Source organism: Micromonospora sp. NPDC005305 (assembly GCF_040607315.1).
GTDB lineage: Bacteria > Actinomycetota > Actinomycetes > Mycobacteriales > Micromonosporaceae > Micromonospora.
Map to the genome: position 1 here is coordinate 107,254 of NZ_JBEXGL010000017.1, position 19,563 is coordinate 126,816.

Annotated in this window: 18 protein-coding genes; 8 read left to right on the forward strand and 10 right to left on the reverse strand. The window is 70.1% G+C overall.

What is annotated here, in order from left to right; translation table 11 throughout:
• Positions 1-85: 85 nt before the first annotated feature.
• The 4 genes from ABZS80_RS24735 (at position 86) to ABZS80_RS24750 (ending at position 3,608) form a co-directional block, all read left to right on the forward strand.
• Complete coding sequence (locus ABZS80_RS24735; protein ID WP_355059404.1) at positions 86-1,366, forward strand: DUF4386 family protein; 1,281 nt, start codon at positions 86-88, stop codon at positions 1,364-1,366.
• Between the two features lie 92 nt (positions 1,367-1,458).
• Complete coding sequence (locus tag ABZS80_RS24740; RefSeq protein WP_355059454.1) at positions 1,459-2,592, forward strand: IS5 family transposase; 1,134 nt, start codon at positions 1,459-1,461, stop codon at positions 2,590-2,592.
• Between the two features lie 114 nt (positions 2,593-2,706).
• Positions 2,707-3,360, forward strand: a complete 654-nt coding sequence (locus ABZS80_RS24745; RefSeq protein WP_355059405.1) for an HAD family hydrolase — start codon at positions 2,707-2,709, stop codon at positions 3,358-3,360.
• 35 nt (positions 3,361-3,395) lie between these two features.
• A complete protein-coding gene (locus tag ABZS80_RS24750; RefSeq protein WP_355059407.1) occupies positions 3,396-3,608 on the forward strand; it encodes a hypothetical protein in 213 nt (70 codons plus the stop codon).
• Positions 3,609-3,694: 86 nt separating this feature from the next.
• On the opposite strand, the gene ABZS80_RS24755 is transcribed toward ABZS80_RS24750, so the two are convergent.
• Both ABZS80_RS24755 and ABZS80_RS24760 read right to left on the reverse strand, forming a co-directional pair.
• Positions 3,695-4,006 (reverse strand): hypothetical protein, encoded by a 312-nt coding sequence (locus ABZS80_RS24755; protein WP_355059409.1) that lies wholly within the window; start codon positions 4,004-4,006, stop codon positions 3,695-3,697.
• Between the two features lie 79 nt (positions 4,007-4,085).
• Positions 4,086-4,985 carry a LysR family transcriptional regulator gene (locus ABZS80_RS24760; protein WP_355059411.1) on the reverse strand — a complete coding sequence of 300 codons (900 nt, stop codon included), beginning with the start codon at positions 4,983-4,985 and terminating at the stop codon, positions 4,086-4,088.
• An 80-nt stretch (positions 4,986-5,065) separates the two neighbouring features.
• Here ABZS80_RS24760 and ABZS80_RS24765 point away from each other — a divergent pair, with 80 nt between their 5' ends.
• Complete coding sequence (locus tag ABZS80_RS24765) at positions 5,066-6,064, forward strand: EamA family transporter (RefSeq protein WP_355059413.1); 999 nt, start codon at positions 5,066-5,068, stop codon at positions 6,062-6,064.
• Between the two features lie 736 nt (positions 6,065-6,800).
• On the opposite strand, the gene ABZS80_RS24770 is transcribed toward ABZS80_RS24765, so the two are convergent.
• Entirely contained in the window at positions 6,801-7,565 is a 765-nt protein-coding gene (locus ABZS80_RS24770; protein WP_355059415.1) for a helix-turn-helix transcriptional regulator, read from the reverse strand.
• 53 nt (positions 7,566-7,618) lie between these two features.
• On the opposite strand from ABZS80_RS24770, the gene ABZS80_RS24775 reads away from it, so the two are divergent.
• Entirely contained in the window at positions 7,619-8,971 is a 1,353-nt protein-coding gene (locus ABZS80_RS24775) for an MFS transporter (protein ID WP_355059417.1), read from the forward strand.
• A gap of 126 nt (positions 8,972-9,097) precedes the next feature.
• Here the strand turns inward: ABZS80_RS24775 and ABZS80_RS24780 are convergent, their stop codons facing one another.
• Positions 9,098-9,814: a YoaK family protein gene (locus tag ABZS80_RS24780; RefSeq protein ID WP_355059419.1), complete on the reverse strand. Its 717-nt coding sequence runs from the start codon at positions 9,812-9,814 to the stop codon at positions 9,098-9,100.
• A gap of 69 nt (positions 9,815-9,883) precedes the next feature.
• Here ABZS80_RS24780 and ABZS80_RS24785 point away from each other — a divergent pair, with 69 nt between their 5' ends.
• Entirely contained in the window at positions 9,884-10,564 is a 681-nt protein-coding gene (locus ABZS80_RS24785; protein ID WP_355059421.1) for a GntR family transcriptional regulator, read from the forward strand.
• 4 nt (positions 10,565-10,568) lie between these two features.
• Here ABZS80_RS24785 and ABZS80_RS24790 read toward each other — a convergent pair whose 3' ends face one another.
• From ABZS80_RS24790 to ABZS80_RS24815, 6 genes are read right to left on the reverse strand one after another with little or no spacing between them, the layout of a single operon-like run.
• Complete coding sequence (locus tag ABZS80_RS24790) at positions 10,569-12,356, reverse strand: gamma-glutamyltransferase family protein (protein WP_355059423.1); 1,788 nt, start codon at positions 12,354-12,356, stop codon at positions 10,569-10,571.
• Entirely contained in the window at positions 12,353-13,357 is a 1,005-nt protein-coding gene (locus tag ABZS80_RS24795) for an oligopeptide/dipeptide ABC transporter ATP-binding protein (RefSeq protein ID WP_355059425.1), read from the reverse strand. The genes ABZS80_RS24790 and ABZS80_RS24795 overlap by 4 nt, the downstream gene beginning before the upstream one ends.
• Positions 13,354-14,406 carry an ABC transporter ATP-binding protein gene (locus ABZS80_RS24800; protein ID WP_355059426.1) on the reverse strand — a complete coding sequence of 351 codons (1,053 nt, stop codon included), beginning with the start codon at positions 14,404-14,406 and terminating at the stop codon, positions 13,354-13,356. The genes ABZS80_RS24795 and ABZS80_RS24800 overlap by 4 nt, the downstream gene beginning before the upstream one ends.
• Positions 14,403-15,290 carry an ABC transporter permease gene (locus ABZS80_RS24805; RefSeq protein ID WP_355059428.1) on the reverse strand — a complete coding sequence of 296 codons (888 nt, stop codon included), beginning with the start codon at positions 15,288-15,290 and terminating at the stop codon, positions 14,403-14,405. The genes ABZS80_RS24800 and ABZS80_RS24805 overlap by 4 nt, the downstream gene beginning before the upstream one ends.
• Positions 15,287-16,243 carry an ABC transporter permease gene (locus ABZS80_RS24810; RefSeq protein WP_355059430.1) on the reverse strand — a complete coding sequence of 319 codons (957 nt, stop codon included), beginning with the start codon at positions 16,241-16,243 and terminating at the stop codon, positions 15,287-15,289. Before ABZS80_RS24810 ends, ABZS80_RS24805 begins: the two co-directional genes overlap by 4 nt.
• Positions 16,244-16,251: 8 nt before the next feature.
• The gene (locus tag ABZS80_RS24815) at positions 16,252-17,823 is read right to left on the reverse strand and encodes an ABC transporter substrate-binding protein (protein WP_355059432.1); all 1,572 of its coding nucleotides are present in this window, start codon (positions 17,821-17,823) and stop codon (positions 16,252-16,254) included.
• Between the two features lie 689 nt (positions 17,824-18,512).
• Here ABZS80_RS24815 and ABZS80_RS24820 point away from each other — a divergent pair.
• Positions 18,513-19,562 carry a hypothetical protein gene (locus ABZS80_RS24820; protein WP_355059434.1) on the forward strand — a complete coding sequence of 350 codons (1,050 nt, stop codon included), beginning with the start codon at positions 18,513-18,515 and terminating at the stop codon, positions 19,560-19,562.
• Position 19,563: the final 1 nt, after the last annotated feature.

A 19,563-nucleotide genomic window follows, 5' to 3' on the forward strand; every position in this document is an offset into this window, starting at 1 on the left:
GTTGACCGGCCTCGCCACCGCAGACTATCGTACTTAGTACCTCTTACTTAGTACGAAAGCCTGCGAGGCGAAGATGACCCTCCGCGTGACCGGCAGATACGCCGGTGCGTTCTTCCTGTTGGCGTTCGTCTCCTACGGCATGGGCACCGCTCTCGCCGGGCAGGTCGCCGGGACGGCGCTCGTGGTGCTCAACTCCGTCATGGTGGCGGCCATCGGCGTACTGGTCTTCCGGGCGCTGCGCCGACCGCATCTGGGGATCGCCTGGGCGTACCTTGTCGCCCGCGCCGCGGAGGGGTTCCTGCTCACCGCCGGGATCGTCCTGCTGGACTCGGTCGGCGCCGGCGCCGGCGACTTCGCATACCAGTTGGCCATGCTGTCGCTGGGGCTAGGCAGCCTGCCGTTCTGCCTGGCCCTGAACCGGCAGCGCTGGCTGCCGAGCTGGCTGGCGATCTGGGGATCCGTCGGATACGCGCTGCTAGCGGCCGGCGCGGCCGCCGAGCTGATGGGGGCCGCGGTCGGGCTCGTGCTGGCGATCCCGGGTGGCCTGTTCGAGATCGTCTTCGGTCTGCTGTTGCTCGCTCGCGGCTTCCCGCCGGCCACCCCTGCGAAGCCCGGTGCCGCTTCCGGCGGGCCGTCGACCGCAGCGGCGGCCGTGGAGGGCGGCTTCCGGGCAAGCCGTGCGGCGCTGGCCGCCGGGGTCGGCCTGCTACTGATGGCAGTTCTCGCTGGGCTCGCCAACTTCGGCGTCGTGGAGCGGCTGGTCTCCACCGACCCCGCCGAGACCACCACCCAGCTGCTGTCGAATCAACGGGCATTCGCCCTTGCCGTCGTCGCTCTGTTCGCGGTGGCCTGCCTCGACGTGCTGGTCGCCTGGGCGCTGCGGGCGTTCTTCGACGACACCCACCGCACCGGCGCACTGCTTTCCGCCTGGTGCCGCACCGTGTACGCGGTCGTCTTCGCCGTCGCGATCACGCACCTGATCGCCGCCGCTGGTCTCCTGGGTGACGGCGCGACGACCGACCAGATCAGCCCCAACGTGTACGCGCAGACCACCGAATTCGAGGAGATCTGGAGTCTGGGTCTGATCCTGTTCGGCGTCCACCTGCTGATGATCGGGGGGCTGGCATGGCGGTCTCGCACTGTGCCAACCTGGGTGGCGGTGCTCGTAGCGATCGCCGGCGTGGGCTACCTCACCGACTCGATCGGAGCGCTGGTCTCGACCAAATACGCGATCCAGGTCGCCGCAGTCACATTCGTCGGTGAGGTCGTCCTCATGGTGTGGCTGCTCGTGTTCGCCGCGCGCTCGCGCCGCCAGCGCCGGTCCGACCTTGCCAGGGAGCGCACCCGCCAACCGCAGCTCGCTTGAGACCCGCCACCCCGCCCAGTCGACTAGGGCGCGTCCTGCCGATCTTGTATGGGTCGATGGTTGACTATGCGTTGGTGGTCGGTCGGGGTGAGATGACGGACAGGGCGTGGGCGGCGATCGAGCCAGTGCTGCCCAAGCCGGGTGCGCGCTCGGGCCGGTGGCGGGATCACCGGCAGGTCATCAACGGGATCTTGTGGAAGCTGCGGACCGGGGCCCCGTGGCGGGACCTGCCCAAGCGGTACGGGCCGTGGAAGACCTGCCACGAGCGGCTGCGCCGGTGGACCGCGGACGGTACTTGGGACTGCATCTTGGCCCGGGCCCAGGTCTATGACGACGGCCAGCCGGTGGAGTGGGTGGTCAGCGTGGACTCCTCGAACGTGCGGGCGCATCAGGATCCCGCTTGCCCGCAAAAGGGGGGCTCTGCAAGGTTCGGATCAGCCGGTGCGACGGTCAGGGCGCAGGACGGTGAAGCCATCGGCCGGTCTCGAGGCGGACTGACCACGAAGACCCACCTCGCGGTCGACGGACGTGGCCGGCCGCTGTCGACCCTGCTCACGCCCGGGCAGGCCGGCGACAACCCACAACTGCTGCCGCTGCTGGACTCGATCCGCGTCAAGGGTCCTGGCCTGGGCCGGCCCCGCAAACGACCGGACATGCTCATTGCCGACAAGGCCTACGCCCACGACCCTACCCGCCGAGCGTTACGCCGCCGCCGCACCCAACACACCATCCCCGAACGCAGCGACCAGATCGCCCGCCGCGTGGCCGAAGGCAGCACCGGCGGACGCCCACCCACGTTTCAACACGGACGTTTTACAGGGCCCGGAACGTCGTGGAGCGCTGCTTCAATCGCCTCAAACACTGGCGTGACCTGGCCACCCGCTATGCCAAGCGCGCCCGCCGCGCCTGCCTGGTTCTCGTCGCCGCCATCATTTGGCTACGATGATCGACAGAATCTAGCCGGACCATCTGGCGGTAATGGCCTCTTCAACACGGAAACGCTCGCCGCATGCTGGGCAGTCCGCGCGGCCAAACACGTAGGTCAGCTTCTCGGCGACGTCGGGATGGCCATCGGCAATCGCGCGAGCATGCAGGCGTTTTCCGACACCCGCCAAGTCAGCAGGATCAGCCGGCAGCAGTGGCAGCCGCTTGGAGCCGGTGTCGCGCAAACCAAGAATCGGTTTCCACCTAGGGACTGCCGGTATCCCGCGGCCCCGGTCGGGTGACCAAGGCCGGCCCGGAGGGCAACTCGACCTGTTCTGCGTCGAGCGCAGTCAGGAGCATCATGGCAAATGTCAATCGTCCCGCTGATCTAGGGTGACCTGGTGCCTTCGAAACCCGTGACAACCGTCCTGTTCGATTTCGCTTGGACCCTGTTCGCCAGGGACCCCAACCGCTGGGTCGGCAGCGCGGCGGCCTTGATCGGCCGGGAGGTGGCCGCCGGTGAGGCGGAGCGCATCGCCTCGGATTTCGCTGAGTTGCTGCGGACGACGGCTACGGACCCTGCTCACATCGCCCGGGACTTGGACCCACAGGTGTGGGACCGGGCGATTCTGGCTGTCCTGCAGCAAATCCGTGGGGTGGACTTGCCGTTTGCGCGAGCCCTGCACGAAACGCGCGCCGAAGCGCTGGCGCCGTACGCGGACACGGCGTCCACTCTCGCCGCGCTGAGTGCCCGCGGTATTCGCCTTGGCGTGGTCAGCAACGTGGGCTGGGACATTCGCATCTGCTTTGCGAGGCACGGGCTTGACCGCTACATCGATGCATTCGTTCTTTCCTACGAGGTCGGCTTCGTCAAACCCGATGTACGGATCTGGCGCACCGCAGTCGAAGCCCTGGCGGCACAGCCAGATCGAACGTTGATGGTTGGCGACCATCCCGGATGCGACGGCGGTTCCGTGGCCGTCGGCATACCGGCCCTGGTGCTGCCGATGGTGAGTTCGCCAGCCCAGCTTCGCGGGTTCGATCAGGTGCTGGCGTTGGCCGGAATCTGAAGCTGGTTCGGTTCCTGGTTTGTCGAGGTTGCCCAATGCGCTTCGGGAAAGATCTCCGATTCTTCCAGCATGAAGTCGAGCCGAAGGCAGTCAAGAACCGGATGCACTTCGATATCCACGTCGGCGGCGGCCGGCACGAGCCGTTGGAGGTGCGCTGGCCGCGGGTCCAGGCGATCGTCGACAAACTGGTGGCAGCAGGCGGGACGTACTCCGGGTCGACGCACCGGACGGCGCCCCTGACCATGTGACGATGGCCGACCCAGAGGGCAACGAGTTCGACGTCCTTTAGGCCCGTTCGGCCGGGCAGCTGGCCAAGCCGTAGCCGTCGACAGCGTCACGCAGCTCCTGATACCGATGTGTCACGCAGGTCCCGAGACCGGACAGCCGGGGATCCGGCACGGACCTCGCCAAGTACCTCACCGATAGGCGGTACGGCGCTGATGCCCGCGACGCCCAGCGCGAGCGCCGCCGGAACCACGACGGCGGCCGCGACGATCGGCCCGGAGCATGCCATCCACCGGCCGAACCACCACATCGAGGCCGCGGCGAGCGCCACCGCCAGCACGTACCCATAGGGCGCGGCCTCGCGCGCGCCGGTCACGTCGGCCAGCAGGCCCGCCGTGGTCAGAAGTTTCTCCCCACCCACGCGTGGTCAGCCGCAGCCACCCCCGTGCTCAGAACGGCAGGCCGCACGAGGCCGGCCCGGCACGCCGCGCACCGGCGTCCTACTGCTCGCTCGCGGAGCCGGCCGCCTCCCGCAGCGCGGCGACCGCCGTGCGCACCGCCGGGGTGTGCTCGACCGCGTCGTGCACCACCACCCGTATCGACCGGATCGGCGTCGGGCGGACCACCCGGACGCGGGTCACGCCGTCGGGCAGGTGTGCGGCGCCGAGCGCGGGGAGCACCGTGAGACCGATGCCGGCTGCCACGAAGGCGAGCGCCGTCGGATAGTCGTGCGCCTCGACCCGGAAGGCCGGGCTGAATCCGGCGGCGGTGCAGGCCTCGATGAGGTTGGCGCGGCACCAGCCCCGGGCGAAGTCGTTGTCGATCCAGCGCTCGTCGGCGAGGTCGGCCAGGTCCACCTCCTCCTGCCCGGCGAGGCGGTGCCCGGCGGGCAGCACGGCCACGTAGGGGTCGTCGAGGAGGTGGTGGGCGGTGAAACCCGAACCGGGGTCGAAGCCGTTGCCCGCCACAACCACCTGGACATCGGCGCGTTCCTCCCGGCTGTCCGGGATGTGTTCGCGCAGCTCCAGGTCGAGCCGGACTCCGGGGAGCTCGGTGAGGATGCGCCGCACCACCAGCGGCATCCACGCGGCGCCCACTGACGCGAAGTACGCGATGGACAGTGCGCCGGTGCGGCCGGTGCGCAGGTCGGCGATCAGCGACTCGGCCGCTCCGAGCCGGGCGAGCACCCGGTCCGCTTCGGCGGCGAGGGCATGCCCGGCGGCCGTGGGCCGCAGGCCGCGTCCCGCTCGGGCGAGGAGGGTCAGGCCCGTCTCGCGCTGGAGCGCGGTGAGGTGCTGGCTGATAGCGGAGGGGGTGTAGCCCAGGTTGGCGGCGGCCGCCTGGACGGAACCGGACGCCACGACGGAGCGGAAGACACGGAGGCGGTGGACGTCGAGCACGCCACAACAGTAAGCCCCACTGAAGAGTTGTGAAGAAAGAGTCGCTGGTGCTGAACATTCGGGCGCACGAAAATCGCTCCATGAGGCGCGCACAGCTCACCGCCACCCCGACCGGGCCGGCCATCACCGAGGGCGACCGCGCCCGCGCAGCGTACCCCCGTTCCTGGCCGACAGTCGGTGCCGCCGCGACCACCGTGTTCCTGTGGGCGTCGGCGTTCGTCGGCATCCGCTTCGCCGGGCACGACTACTCCCCCGGCGCCATGGCGCTGGGCCGCATGGCAGCGGCGTCCATCGCGTTGAGCGCGTTCGTGGCATTCACCGCCGGCGTCCGACGCCGCAGCACACGACCGCAGCACGCTCTGCCCGGGCCGGACGTCGCGGCTCCCCGCCGGGCTGCCCTGCCCCGTGGCGGAACTCTGGGGCTGATCGCGGTCTGGGGCGTGGCCTGGTTCGGCGGATACAACGTGGCGCTCAACGCCGCCGAGCGGCTGGTCGACGCCGGGACGGCGGCACTGCTGGTCGCGGTCGCGCCCATCCTCGTCGCGGTCGCCGCGGTCCTCGTTTTGAACGAGCGGCTCACCGGCCGGCTCGGCGTCGGGGTGGCGATCGCCTTCGCAGGCGTCGCCCTGATCGCGGCCAGCGGCTTCACCGGGCACGCCGACAAGGTCGGCGTCGCGCTGGCGCTGCTCTCCGCCCTGCTGTACGCCTTCGGCGTACTGCTCCAGAAGCGCCTACTGGCGCGGGTGGACGCCGTGACGATGACCTGGCTCGGCGCGCTGGCCGGGACCGCGGCGCTGCTGCCGTTCGCCCCCACGCTCCTCCGAGAGCTCGCCACGGCCCCGCCGTCGGCCACCCTGGGCATGCTGTACCTGGGCGTGTTCCCGACCGCCATCGGCTTCCTCACCTGGGGCTACGTCTTGTCCCGCTGGACCGCGGGTCGCACCACCGCCGCGACCTACCTGGCGCCGCCGGTGACCGTGCTGCTGTCGTGGACGCTGCTGGGTGAGGTGCCGGCGCCGCTCGCCCTGCTGGGCGGCTCGCTCTGCCTGACCGGCGTGGTCCTCGCGACGCGCCGCTGACGCCCATCCTGACGCGGCGTTCGATCCAGATAGGAGGCGGCCGGCGTACGGCCCCGTACCGCAGTTGAATCCCCGGTTTCAGTCGCCGTCGGCCGAGGTGAACGCTGCGGCGTGGTCGCGGACGAAGTCGGCGACGTCGCGCGATGGGTGGCCAAGAAGGTGGACGACCGTCTGGGTGGTGAAGTCTCCCCAGACAAAGGCATACGACTACATGCAACCGCACGCCTAGATCATTCCGGTTATGTTCCGCAGCGCCTGCGGGGGTGCGCGGACCAGCGTTATGAGCTCTGGTGTGAATCCACCCCGAAGCGTTACCTTCGCAAGTGGAGCATGTCGGCGTGCCCACGCCGCTGCCCCTCGCCCGGACTCTGCCTCGGCCGCCTCGGCGTCGGTCAGACTCGGGTGGCGATCGCGCAGCGCCTGCCGCGCCGCGGCCAAGAATCGGTCCGGATCCACCACGACGACATCGCGTCGGGTCAGGATACTGATCGTCATGCCCGCCCCCGGTGCCACGACGCCCGTCAAATCGGGAGGGTGAGCCAAAGGGGTCGGGCCGGCGGCCGGAGGAAGCGACACCGCCATGATCGATGCTCGCTCAACGGTGCGACTTGGGCGTCGGCAGAGTCGGACGTCCGAGAGCCTGGTCGAAGGCGCGCGTCGCGGCATGTGCGTGCACGTGATCTCGTACCTCGGTGAGGTGGCATCGGGCGGTGGGTGTCTACGAGCCGCGGTCCCGTCACTGACCTTTCAAGTCGGTGCCTCCAGCCGGGTAGGTGCCCGGGGTATGGCCGAAGGCGCGGCGGAACACGTCGATGAAGGCGCTGGTTGACGACCAGCCGCACTGATGTGCCACCGCGGTTACCGGCGTCCCGTTGGCCAGCAGGACCAGGGCGTGATGCAGGCGCAGCTGAGTGCGCCACTGTGGGAAGGTCATGCCGAGGTCCCTGCGGAACAACCGGGACAGGGTGCGGTCGCTGGCGCCGACCTCACGGCCGAGGTCGGCGAGGGTGCGCTTCTCGCCCAGGGTGGCATGCAGGAGGGCGCACACGGTGAGCAGTAGGGGCTCGGTGGGTGTGGGAACGTGCAGCGGCTGCTGAGGAGCGGCGCGTAGTTGATCGAGCAGTACGGCGCGCAGTCGGTCGCGTTCCGGCCCATGTTCGCCGGGGGTGCGGGTGTAGGCGATGATCAGCTCGCGCAGCAGCGGGCCGACGGCGAGCACGGTTGGGGTGTCCAGGGCGAGCGGGTTGTCCGTGGCGGGTAGTCCCACCAGGTGAAGCTCGAGTTCGCCGTAGGCGCGGTGGGCGTGCACGGTGCCGGCCGGCACCCAGATGGCACGGGTGCCTGGGGTGATCCATGAGCCCTTGTCGGTCGTGACGGCCAGAACGCCGCGGGCGGCATAGACGATTTGGTGGTCGTCGTGGCGGTGTGCATCGATCTCGCTCCCGGCTGCGAGCCACTGGGCGCGAGTGGGAGCCAGGGGACTGTGGCGGATTTCCGGCATTGTCTGTCAGCTTATCGGAAGTCAGACAGGGGGTGTATTGCCACCCTTGCATGGTGCGAAGGAAAACCTCGATCACGTTGCTCGCCGTCAGTCACGCCTGTGTCGACATCTATCAGGGGAGCGTCGCGGCGCTGGTACCGCTGTTCGTCGCGGAACGCGCCTACACCTACGCGGCGGCATCCGGCATCGTCCTTGCCGCATCGCTGCTGTCTTCGGTCGCCCAACCGCTGTTCGGCGCGCTCACCGACCGCTGGGCCATGCCGTGGCTACTGCCCGTCAGCACCCTGCTGGGTGGGGCTGGCATCGCGATGAGCGGACTGAGCGGCGAGTACACCTTTACCTTGCTGTTCGTGGCGCTCTCCGGCATCGGTGTGGCCGCTTACCATCCCGAGTCCGCACGCATCGCTCGTGAAGCCAGCGAAGGCAGCCACGCCGCCATGGCGTACTTCTCCACCGGCGGCAACGTCGGTTTCGCCCTGGCCCCGCTGATGGTCGCAGGCATCACGTTCCTCGGCGGGCTGAGCTCGACACCGTTGATGGTTGTACCAGCCCTCGCCGGAACCGCGATGGTATTGCCCGTGCTGCGTGCCCTGGTCCAGCACAAGAGCGCCGCGGGCGGGAAACCGGCACCCGTCGGCCGCGATGACACCGCTTCGTTCATGCGGCTGACCTTCGCGGTGGTGTTCCGCTCGATCGCCTTCGTCGGACTGAGCACATTCATTTCCCTGTACGCCCAGCAGCGCATGAACGGCAGCGCGGCTGCGGGCACCGCCGCTCTGTTCGTGCTCTACCTCGGCGGCGTGGTCGGCTCGGTGCTGGGTGGTAACGCTGCACATCGGTGGGGTCGGGTGGCGGTGTCCCGCTGGTCCTACTCGATTACCGCCATCGCGATCGCGGGTGTGGTGTGGATGCCCGGACCGGCGATCTACTTGTTCGTGGCGCTGACATCCGCCGGCCTCTACGTGCCTTTCTCGTTGCAGGTCACCCTCGGGCAGGACTACCTGCCCACCCGGGTCGGCACCGCCAGCGGGATCACGCTGGGCCTGACGGTGAGTGTCGGCGGGCTCGCCAGCCCCGCCATCGGGGCCCTGGCCGATGCGACGTCACTACGAACCGCTCTGACGCCGCTGATCGTCATGCCGGTCCTGAGCTGGCTGATGTTCCGTACCCTGCGAGACCCTGAGGCGGCGAACGAACGCGGCGGCAGCCCGCAGAAACCGCTGGTCCCTCCCCGGCCTCCGTTGACTAACCCGGCCCGAGCCCGAAGGGTCAGCCACAATCCAGGGCTCGGCGGCGGCCGGCCCCGCAGCCCTGAGCTCAACGCGTCGTCCGCCATCGTCAGCGGCTCGCGCGCTCAAGGTTCGGGACGACTTGGCGGTGGAAATCGAGGTCGACCTGAAAGGTGACCTCGACGCCCGGCCAGTCCCCGGGGCCGCGGCGTACCCGCGCGCGACGCGGGCACGCCCGCTCCTGCCTCGACTGTGCGTACTACGGGCCGGGGGCGCTGCCCGCCACCGGCGGAAGCGCGGAAGCTATTCCGCCATGCGCGCCGACGCGGCGATGACGAGCACGAGTGGCGCGATCAACAGCACCGGCGACCATGCGGGTAGGTGCCTGGCCATCAGCGCACCGACGACGGCACCGGTGATCAGGGCCAGCAGGACGTGGGCCTTGGGCCGCAGGCTGTGCCATGGGCTTCGGGCGGCGACCCCCGCGATCAGGCTCGTGAGCGTGCCGGTCAGGTACGTGGAGGAGAGGCCCGGTACGCCGAAGCGCTGAATGGCACTGCTCTGGACGCCCAGCGCCGCTGCCGACAGCATCAGGAGTCCAAGGTCGACCTGCTCCGAACGACTGGGCAGGTTGACTACCCAGACGACGAGAAAGACGACGAACACCAGGAGTTCCAGGACGAGTGTGTGGGTGACCCGGCGGGGCCAGACCGGGTCGTCCGGCTGCGCCGAGCCAGCGAGGCGGGCGCCGGCGAGGACGCCGGTGATGAAACTGAGAATGGCGCAGCCGGAGGTCAGGGCAAGGTCGGCAGCGCCGCTGCCCGCCGAGAGCCCGAGCAGGACCATGTTGCCCGTCATGACGCTCGAGAAGGCTCCGCCGAGGGCCAGGAAGCCGATGGCGTCGGCGCTACCGGTCAGGAAGGTGAGCACGACAACGAGGGCCTGCCGCCGCCGCGCGAGGTTCCGGTTCCCCGTCACCGCGGCGCGCAAGCGCATGACGGATGGCACTGTTTTCAGCACGTTCGGCTATCCTTCCCAAATTGTTCTTCGTATACGCTTTGCCTGACGATTCATGGAGAGGCGGTCAGGTTGGCTGATGACCTGCGAGGCAAGCTCGGCGCTCAACACCTGCCGCTACGCGACCAGGTCCTCGCCGCACTGCGGACCGCCATCATCAACGGCGACTACCTTCCCGGCGAGCGGCTGACCGAGGATCGGCTGGCCGAGGACTTCGCCGTCTCCCGCAACCCGGTCCGGGAGGCACTGCGCGTCGCGGAGGCGGAGGGTTTCGTCGTGATCCTGCCCCGCCGCGGGGCGGTGGTCGCCTCCCCGAGCAGTGCGACGATCGCGGATATGTTCGCCGTCCGCCAACGCCTGGAGTCGCTGGCCGCCCGGCTGGCGGCCGAGCGGGCGACGGCGGCGGACGTGGCCGCCCTGCGGGGCCTGCTGGAGCAGGGCCGCGAGGCGACGCAGCAGCAGGACCTCGCCCGGGTCGCCGAGCTGAACAGCGCCCTGCACCTGCGGATCCTCGAGATCAGCGGCAACCCGTGGCTGTTGTCGATCGCCAAGGCGCTCTACCTCCATGTGCAGTGGGTCTTCCGGCTGGGCGCCGCGGAACGGGCACCACACTCGTGGGCCGAGCACATCCAACTGGTCGACGCCATCGAGTCGGGTGACGGTGACCGGGCCGAGCGGGCCGCACTGGCCCATCTCGATGCCGCTTCCGCTGCCGCATACGAAAACGCCGAGGCCGGATACGGGGCCCGCTGAGGCGTCAGCGGCCGCAGGCGTAGCCCTGCATGCCGCGCGGGTTCGCTCCGGCCGCCAGCACGCCGGTGTCCGGATCGCGGGTCACCGCGCAGAGGCGACCCAGACTCCACGCGCCGGACAGCCGCACCTCGTGCCCCTGCGCGCGCAACGCCGCCAGGACATCCTCGTCCAGCCGGTCCTCCACCACGAGAACGCCGGGCTCGTTGTCGCGCGGGTAGAACGAGGCCGGCAGGCTGATGGTGTGCCACATCGGCGCGTCGATGGCTTCCTGCAGGGACCGACCTCCGACGAGATGGCGCAACAGGAACAGCAGCTGCCACTGGTCCTGTTGGTCGCCACCAGGAGTGCCGAACGCCAGGATGGGTTTCCCGTCGCGGTGCACCATGGTCGGGCTCAGCGTGGTGCGCGGCCGGCGTCCCGGCGCCAGCGACGAGGCGAGACCTTCCTCCAGCCAGAACATCTGCAGCCGGCTGCCGAGGGGGAAGCCGAGGTCCGGAATGGTGGGAGAGCTCTGCAGCCAGCCGCCGCTGGGCGTGGCGGAGATCATGTTGCCCCAGCGGTCGACCACGTCGACGTGGCAGGTGTCGCCCCGGGTCACCCCGTCCGACTGCACCGTCGGCTCGCCCGTCGTGGGGTCCGCGAGGTCGACCCGGCGTCCGGCACCGCGTCGCACGTGAGCCGGGAGGCGTGGCTCGGCGCCTTCGGGGCGGCCCGGTCGCAGCTGCGCTGACGCGCGGTCAAAGATGAGGCCGGCCCGCTCCCGCGCGTACTCGCGGGAGAGCAGCGCCTTTGCGGGCACGGGAGCGTCGCCGTACCAGGCCTCACGGTCGGCGAAGGCGAGTTTGAGGGCCTCGGCCTGGGCGTGGATGCCGGCTGCGGTCGACGGGTCGTACGCCCCGGGGTCGTCGAGCGCGTCGAGGACCGCCAGGGTCTGCAACAGCACCGGCCCCTGGCCCCAGAAACCGGTCTTCGCCACCGTGTAGCCGCGCCAGTCGACGGTGGTCGGTTCCTCCCAGGTGGCCCGGTAGGCGGCCATGTCCGCGCCGGTGACGAGACCGGCGTGCGCGCGTCCGCTGGAGTCCTGAAAGGGTTCCCGGCTGAACCGGTCGACCGCCTCGGCAACGAAGCCTTCACCCCAGGCGCGACGTGCGGCCTCGATCTGCGCCTCCCGGTCCGAGCCCGCTGCCCGGCCGGCGTTGACCAGTCGTTGCAGGGTCTGCGCGTACGCCCGGTTGGTGAACAGCTCCCCCGCCGCCGGTGCCCTGCCGTCGCGGAGCCAGAGCTGGGCGGAGGTGGGCCAGTGCTCCTCGAACAGCGACCGTACGGCGGCCACGGTGTCGCCGACCCGGCCGATCAGCGGGTGACCCGCGCCGGCGTAGCCGACCGCCGGCTCCAGCACCTCCTCGAGGGAGAGCGTGCCGTGGTCGCGCAGCAGCAGGAGCCAGGCGTCCACGGCGCCGGGGACGGCCGCGGCGAGCGGGCCGGACCCGGGGATGAGGTCCATCCCGAGGGAGCGGAAGTGCGCGATGGTGGCGCCGGCCGGCGCCGGCCCCTGCCCGCAGAGCACCCTCGGGGTCGGGTCGTGCGCGGTGGCGACGATTGCCGGCACCTCACCGCCGGGCCCGTTCAGGTGTGGTTCGACGACGTGCAGCACGAATCCGGCGGTGACCGCGGCGTCGAAGGCGTTCCCACCGCGCTCGAGGATCCCCATGGCGGACTGGCTCGCGAGCCAGTGCGTCGAGGACACCATCCCGAAGGTTCCCTGCAGGGTCGGCCTGGTGGTGAACGTCATGACAACACCTCACTCGAGTCGGCGGCGGCCCGGACGTCGGGCCGGGTGCCGTCGGGCTGGACCAGGTGGCAGGCGGCCAAGCCGCCGCCGAACGCCACCTGTGCGGGTACCTCCGCGGCGCACCGGTCGAACGCGAGCGGGCACCGGGTGCGAAAGCGGCAGCCGGACGGCGGATCCAGCGCGGACGGCAGGTCGTCGCCGAGCAGCACCGGTTGACGCTGCCGTTGACGGACCGGGTCGGCCACCGGCGCGGCCGCCAGCAGCGCCTGGGTGTAGGGGTGGGCCGGGCGCGTGAAGATCCGCTCGCGCGGGCCCTGCTCCACGAGTTGGCCGAGGTACATGACGGCGATGTCGTCGGCCAGGTACTCGACCGCGGACAGGTCGTGGGTGATGAAGAGGCAGGCGAACCCGATGTCGCGTTGCAGGTCGGCGAGGAGGTTGAGCACCGACGCCTGCACCGACACGTCGAGGGCGCTCGTGGGTTCGTCGGCGATGAGCAGCTTGGGCTCGGAGATCAGCGCCCGGGCGATACTGACCCGCTGACGTTGACCCCCGGAGAGCTCGTGCGGATACCGGCGCGCAACTTCCGCCCGCAGGCCCACCCTGCCGAGTTCCTCGGCGACACGGGCCTCCCGATCGCGTCGGGTGATCCGCTTACCGGACAGCCGCAACGGCTCGGCCACGATCTCGCCGACCAGCATGCGCGGGTCCAGCGAGCCGGCGGGGTCCTGGAAGACGATCGACACGTCATTGCGGTGCTGGCGTAGCTGTCGCCGGGTCAGCTGGGTGACATCGGTCCCGGCGATCCGGACCACGCCCGCGGTGGGCTTCTCGAGCCGCACCACGCACCGGCCCACGGTCGACTTTCCCGAGCCGCTCTCCCCCACCAGCGCCGTGACCCGGCCCTTGGCAATGGTGAGGGTGATCCCGTCCACGGCCCGTACCGGCCCGAAATGCATCACCAGGTCCTCGAGTTCGAGGGCGTTCGGTTGCGGCGTCATGCGGTTGTCTCCTCCGGCTGCGTCCGCGGCGCCGGGCAGGGATGCCAACAGGCCGCGAGGTGGTCCGTCACCGCGGTTCCGCCCGCTTCCAGAGGCGGCGCGGCTTCCCGGCACCGCGCGTCGGCGGCGGGGCAGCGATCCGCGAAGGTGCAGGCGTCGGGCTGGGTGGACAGGACGGGCACGAGACCGGGAATCTCCTGCAGCCGCTCCGTACCGGCGTGCTTGCCCGGCGTCGGCGACGCCGCCAGGAGCCCGGCCGTGTACCGGTGGTACGGATGCGCGAACAGGTCGGTGACCGGTGCCCGCTCCACCACCCGCCCGGCGTACATGACGACGACGCGGTCGGCGATGTCGGCGATCACGCCGAGGTCGTGTGTGATGACGAGGATGGTGGTGCCGAGCCGGTCCCGCAGGTCCCGGAGGACCTGCAGGATGCCGGCCTGGACCGTGACGTCAAGGGCGGTGGTGGGTTCGTCGGCCACCAGCACCTTCGGGCCGCAGGCCACCGCCATCGCGATCATCACGCGCTGGCGCATGCCGCCGGAGAGCTGGTGCGGGTAGTTGTCGACGCGCTTCGCGGCGGACGGGATTCCGACGAGCGAGAGCAGCTCGACGGCGCGGGCCCGGGCGGCCCGCTTGGACATCCGCTCGTGTACCTGCAGGACCTCCCCGATCTGCCGCCCCACGGTGAGCACCGGGTTCAGCGAGGTCATCGGCTCCTGGAAGATGTAGGCGATCTCCTTGCCGCGCACGCGGCGCAGCACCGACTCCCGAACGCCGACCAGCTCGGTGCCCTCCAGCCGGACGGAGCCGGAGACCCGGGCGCTGTCGGGCAGCAGGCCCGCGATGCTCATCGCCGTGACGCTCTTGCCGCAGCCCGACTCGCCCACCATCCCGACGATCTCTCCGGACGCGAGATCCAGGTTCACCCGGTCCACCGCCGATACGGTCCCGCCCTCGGTGGTGAACGAGACCGAGAGATCGCGTACTTCCAGGACGGGCGTCCCGACCGCGGCGGAGGATGCGGCCGCCCGTTCGACCGTGGTCATCGCCGGTCTCCCTTCGGATCGAGGGCGTCCCGAAGGGCGTCGCCGAAGACGTTGAACGCCAGCGCCAGGCCCATGATGACGACGCCGGGCAGGACCGCTGCCCAGGGTGCGCGGGCGGCGAACTGCTGGGCGGAGGCCAGCATGGTGCCCAGGCTGGGGGCCGGGGGCTGGATGCCCAGGCCCAGGAACGACAGCACCGCCTCGCCCAGGATCGCGGCCGGGATCGCGACGGTGGCCTGCACCAGGATCACCGACGTCGCGTTCGGCAGGACGTGCTTGGCGAGCACCCACAGGTCACTCGCGCCGTCCACCACAGCGGCGGCGACGAAGTCCAGCGACTTGAGCCGCAGGGTGTCCGAGCGCACCACCCGGATCACGCCCGGGATCTGCGCGATCCCGATGGCCACGGCCGCGTTGGTGAGGCTGGCGCCCCGGATGGCCGCCAGCCCCACCGCCATGATCAGGAACGGGAATGCGAGCAGCAGGTCGGTGAAGCGCGAGATCACCGCGTCCCAGGACCGGAAATAGCCCGCGGCCAGTCCGAGCGGCACCCCGATGATCAAGGAGGTGGCCACCGCCAGGAGCGCCACCAGCAGGGAGGCCCGCGCCCCCAGCATGATGCGGGACAGGACGTCCCGGCCCAGGTCGTCGGTCCCCAAGAGGTGGCCGGGGGTGCCCGGCGGCGAGAACGTGTGGGCGAAATCGGTCTGCTGGACGTCGTGAGGAGCGATCCAGGGCGAGAGCAGGGCGACGACGGCCGCGAGCGCGAGCACGACGAAGCTCACGACGGCGAGCGGGTTGCGGCGCAGTCGCCGGAGGACCCGGGTGCGCCGGCTGATGCCGGCGGGGCCGGCCTCCGCCATCGGTACGGTGAGGACGGTCATGCCGGCTCCCCCGTCACCCGGATACGTGGGTCGATGACCGAGTAGAGCAGGTCCACCAGGAAGTTGATCGCGATGTACGCCGTCGCGGTGAGCAGGACCACCGCTTGGATCACCGGATAGTCCCGCTGGAACACCGCGTCGATGGTCATCTTGCCGAAGCCCGGCAGACCGAAGATCTGCTCGGTGACGACCGCTCCGGAGATCAGGCCGCCGAGCTGCAGGCCCACGATCGTCACCACCACGATGAGGCTGTTCCGGAGGGCATGCCGGGTGATGACGGCCCGTGGCCGGAGACCCTTCGCCTTGGCCGTGCGAACGTGGTCCGAGGAGAGCGCCTCCAGCATCGCCGAACGCGTCTGCCGCATGATGATGGCGGCGAGGCCGGTGCCGAGAATGACGGCCGGCAGGACGATGTGGTGCAGGTTGCCCGCCGGGTCCTGCAGCAGAGGCACGAATCCGGAGGCCGGGAAGAGCCCTGCCGCCACGGAGAGGTAGAGGATCGCCAGCAGTCCGAGCCAGAAGTGCGGCACCGACAGTCCCACCAGGGCCAGTCCGTTGGCCAGCCACTCGGCGGGACGCCCGCGGCGCACAGCCGCGAGCACCCCGGCCCCGACACCCAGCGCGGCGGCGAGCAGGATCGCCAGGAGGGACAGCTCGACCGTGACGGGCAGGGCGGTCGTGAGCATCGACGAGACCGGTATCCCGGTTCGGATCGACACCCCGAAGTCGCCCTGCACGACGCGCCCCACGTACTGCGCGAACTGGATGGGAAGCGGCTCGTCGAGCCCGTAATGGTGCCGGATGGCCTCCAGTGCCTCCGGGGACCGGTCCTCGCCGGCGAGGGCGAGGGCCGGGTCCCCGGGCAGTGCCCGCACCCCGAGGAACACCACGACCGTCGACAACAGCAGCGTCAACGCTGAGTGCCAGGCGCGTGTGAGTAGATACCGAGCCACCGGGCGACCTACTTGGTGAATCCGGCGAAGGCCGCGCGGATCACGCCGTCGGGGAAGACCTGCAGGCCCTGGATCTTCTTGGAGACGGCGGTCAGGTTCCGCTGCCGGTAGAGGTAGATGAGCGCGTCGTCCTGCTGGAGGATCGTCACCGCCTGCCCGTACAGCTTCTTGCGCTCTTCGAGGTCGTTCGACTGCCGAGCCTGGGTCAGCGCGGCGTCGAGCTGCGGATTGCTGTAGCCGGAGACGTTCTGGCTGCCGCCGGTGCCGACGAAGTTGGTGATGTTGGCATCCGGGTCGATCCGCCCGCTCCAGCCCAGCTGCAGCAGCTCGAAGTTGCCGCGGTCCTGCTCGTCGAGGAGAGACGAGTATTCCACCGGGTTGATCTTGAGGTCGAATCCGCCGTCCTTGACCATGGCCTGCAGCGCCTGCGCGAGGCGCAGCGAGTCGGGCGTGTTCGAGATGAGCATCGCCACCGGGTAGGGCGTCTGAACGCCGGCTTCGGACAGCAACTGCTTGGCCTTGGCGGGATCGTGCTGGCGGCACGCCTGCGCTTCCTCGGACGAGAACGGGCTCGCGGGCGAGATCGGCGAGCAGGCGGGGGCGAAGAGTCCGTTGAAGACGGCCTGGACCAGTGCCTTCCGGTCGAGTGCGTACTCGAAGGCTTGCCGGACCTTGGCGTTCTGCGCGATCGGGCGGTTGATCGGCTTCGGCGTGGTGCCGACGCCGTCGACATTGCCGATGTTGAAGGTGAGACCCTGGTACCCGAGAGACTGGGACTGCAGGACGCTGAGCGAGGAATCTCCGCGTAACGCGCCGTAGTCCTGCGTGGAGATGCTGTCGGCGACCTGAGCGTCGCCGGAACGCAGGTTGGCGGCCCGAATGCTCGCGTCGCTGAGGATGTGCCACGAGATGGCGTCGAGGTTGACCTTGGTGCCGTCGTAGAAGTTCGGGTCTCGCACCACGTCGATGGAGTTCTGCGGCACCCGCTTGGCGAACTTGAAGGGCCCGACGCAGACCGGCGCGCTGGCGAAGTTGTCGCCCAGGCTCTGCAGCGCCTTCGGGCTCATGATCATGCCGGCCCGGTCCGCCAACGCCCCGACCAGGGGTGCGAACGGCTGCTTCAGGTGGATCGCGACGGTGTTGGCATCGGGCGTGTCGACGGTGTCGATCGGACCGAGCTCGCTCTTTCGCGCGGACCGGGCGTTGGTCAGGTGCCGTTGCAGGGTGGCTTTGACCGCGGCGGAATCGAACGGCGTTCCGTCCGCGAAGCGCGCGCCCTGGCGCAGCGGAATCGTGACCGTCTTACCGTCACCACTGATGGTCGGCAGTGCGGTGGCCAACTGCGGCACGACCTGCGCCTGCTCGTTCACGTCGTAGAGCTTCTGGCAGATCGCCTGGAAGACGTAGCGCGAGTAGAGGCTGCGCGACAACGTCGGGTCCAGCGCGTCGGGCTCCGCGGAGAGGGCGATGACCAGCTTGCCGCCCTTCTTCACCGCGGCCGGGTCCGCCGGCGTACCGAAGTTGTCCTGTCCTGCCGCCTGGTTGTCGCCGGAATTGGCGCCGCCCTCGTCGTTGGACACCGGCGAGCACGCTACGACGGTGCAGGCGACGGCGACCGCCGCCACAGCTGCCCGGAATGGATGGAGCCTTCGCAGGCTCGGTTCACTGAGGTTCGTCATTGGGAGCTCCTCGAGTGGGCGATTCGGGGAGCGTATGTTGTATACGAACTGCTCCGCAAGACCTCCGGTCTGCGGCAGGACGAGCAGCCAGCGGCCGACCACCCGGGCCGGGCGCTGGGGCGGCGGGCAGGTTCGCGGCGACCCGGTCGACCTGACCACCGATCGCCCCGCAACGCCTCAAGTAATGCTCAAATCCAGTTCGGCCGATCCTTCGATGCGACGGACCTGCATACGCTCAACGCGCCCAGCTCTCTCATGGTCCTCCCCGACCCGTCATGGTGGCGACCGCCGTCGCACACGGGTAGACCTGCGCGAGCTCGGCGTGACCGTCGCGGATGGTCCGGCTACCCGCAGCAGGCCGGCCCACCGCGTCAACCGCACGTCGCAAGCAGAAGGAGGGGAGAATGGGACCCGTACAGCGACGCATCGCGCTTCTCGCGCTACCCGCCCTGGTGGGAAGCGTCCTCATGGCGACCGGGCCCGCGGGTGCCGACCCCGCCGGGTCGGCGGCCACGGCAGGCTCGGAACGATCCCACCTCGAGTTTCCGGAGGCCGCACGCCTCGTACGCATCAAGCTGACCGGCGCCGACATGCTGGACAAGGTGGCCGCCGCCGGCTTCGACCTCGAACATGGTCTCCGGCGCGTGCCGACCGGCATCGAAGGCGAGGCGGTGGCGACCGCCGAGCAGGTCGCCGAACTCCAGGCGCTGGGCGTCGAGATCCTCGGCGACGGCGAGGGCTTCGCCTGGACCGAGGAGGCCGACGGCGGCCTCCAGGCCCTCCGCACGAAGGCCGTCCAGCCGCTCACCCACGAGGAGACGGTACGGATCGCCCGTGCCGACTGGTTTACGACGAAGGGCCAGGGCTTCCTGTACGTCGAGGCGCGGACCACCGAAGGGGCGCAGACGAGCCCGATCGTCGGGATGCAGCTCGAGAACGACTCGGGCGCGGGCACCCCGTTCGGCTCCGCGCGGACCATGAGCCGGTTCGTCGATTCCGGGCAGTACATGTTCCACCGGAACCTGTTCAAGCTCGACGCCCGCCCGAGCCAGATCCGCGTCACGAGCTCGACGGGGGGCGTCACGACCCGGTTCGTCTCCAACTGGCTCGAGGACGGCGCTGCGCCGCTGACGGCGAACCCCGCCTACAAGTGGGACTTCGTCGACGGTTACCGGCACCCGCAGCAGCTCTTCACCCGCGCCGAGGAGATCGCCCGCCAGTACCCCGACATCGCCGAGATCGTCTACCTGCCCAACAAGACGAACGGCTATCAGCGCAAGGCACAGGCCACGATCGGCGGCACCGGGCAGAGTGCTGTCGTTGTCAGCTCGGCTGCCTGGGGCCACGAGGGCGGCAACGACATCACCGTCGAGTTCGTGGACCGGCCGGGGGCGAACCTCCCGCTCGGTGTCGAGGTTGCGGGCAAGGCGATCCGCGTCCTCCTTGCCAAGGACGCCTCCGGTGGGCCGGCGCACAGCCGCACAGGTGGCGGCGGCACTGGAGAGCCAGTCCCAGGGCCTGATCGACCGGGCGCACCCGTACCGGACCAACGCGGGCACCGGCATCGTCGCGGCGACCTCGAGCCCGGTCGCGCTGACCGACTTCCTCGACCAGAAGCGCGTCGGCGCGCCGGAGGGTGAG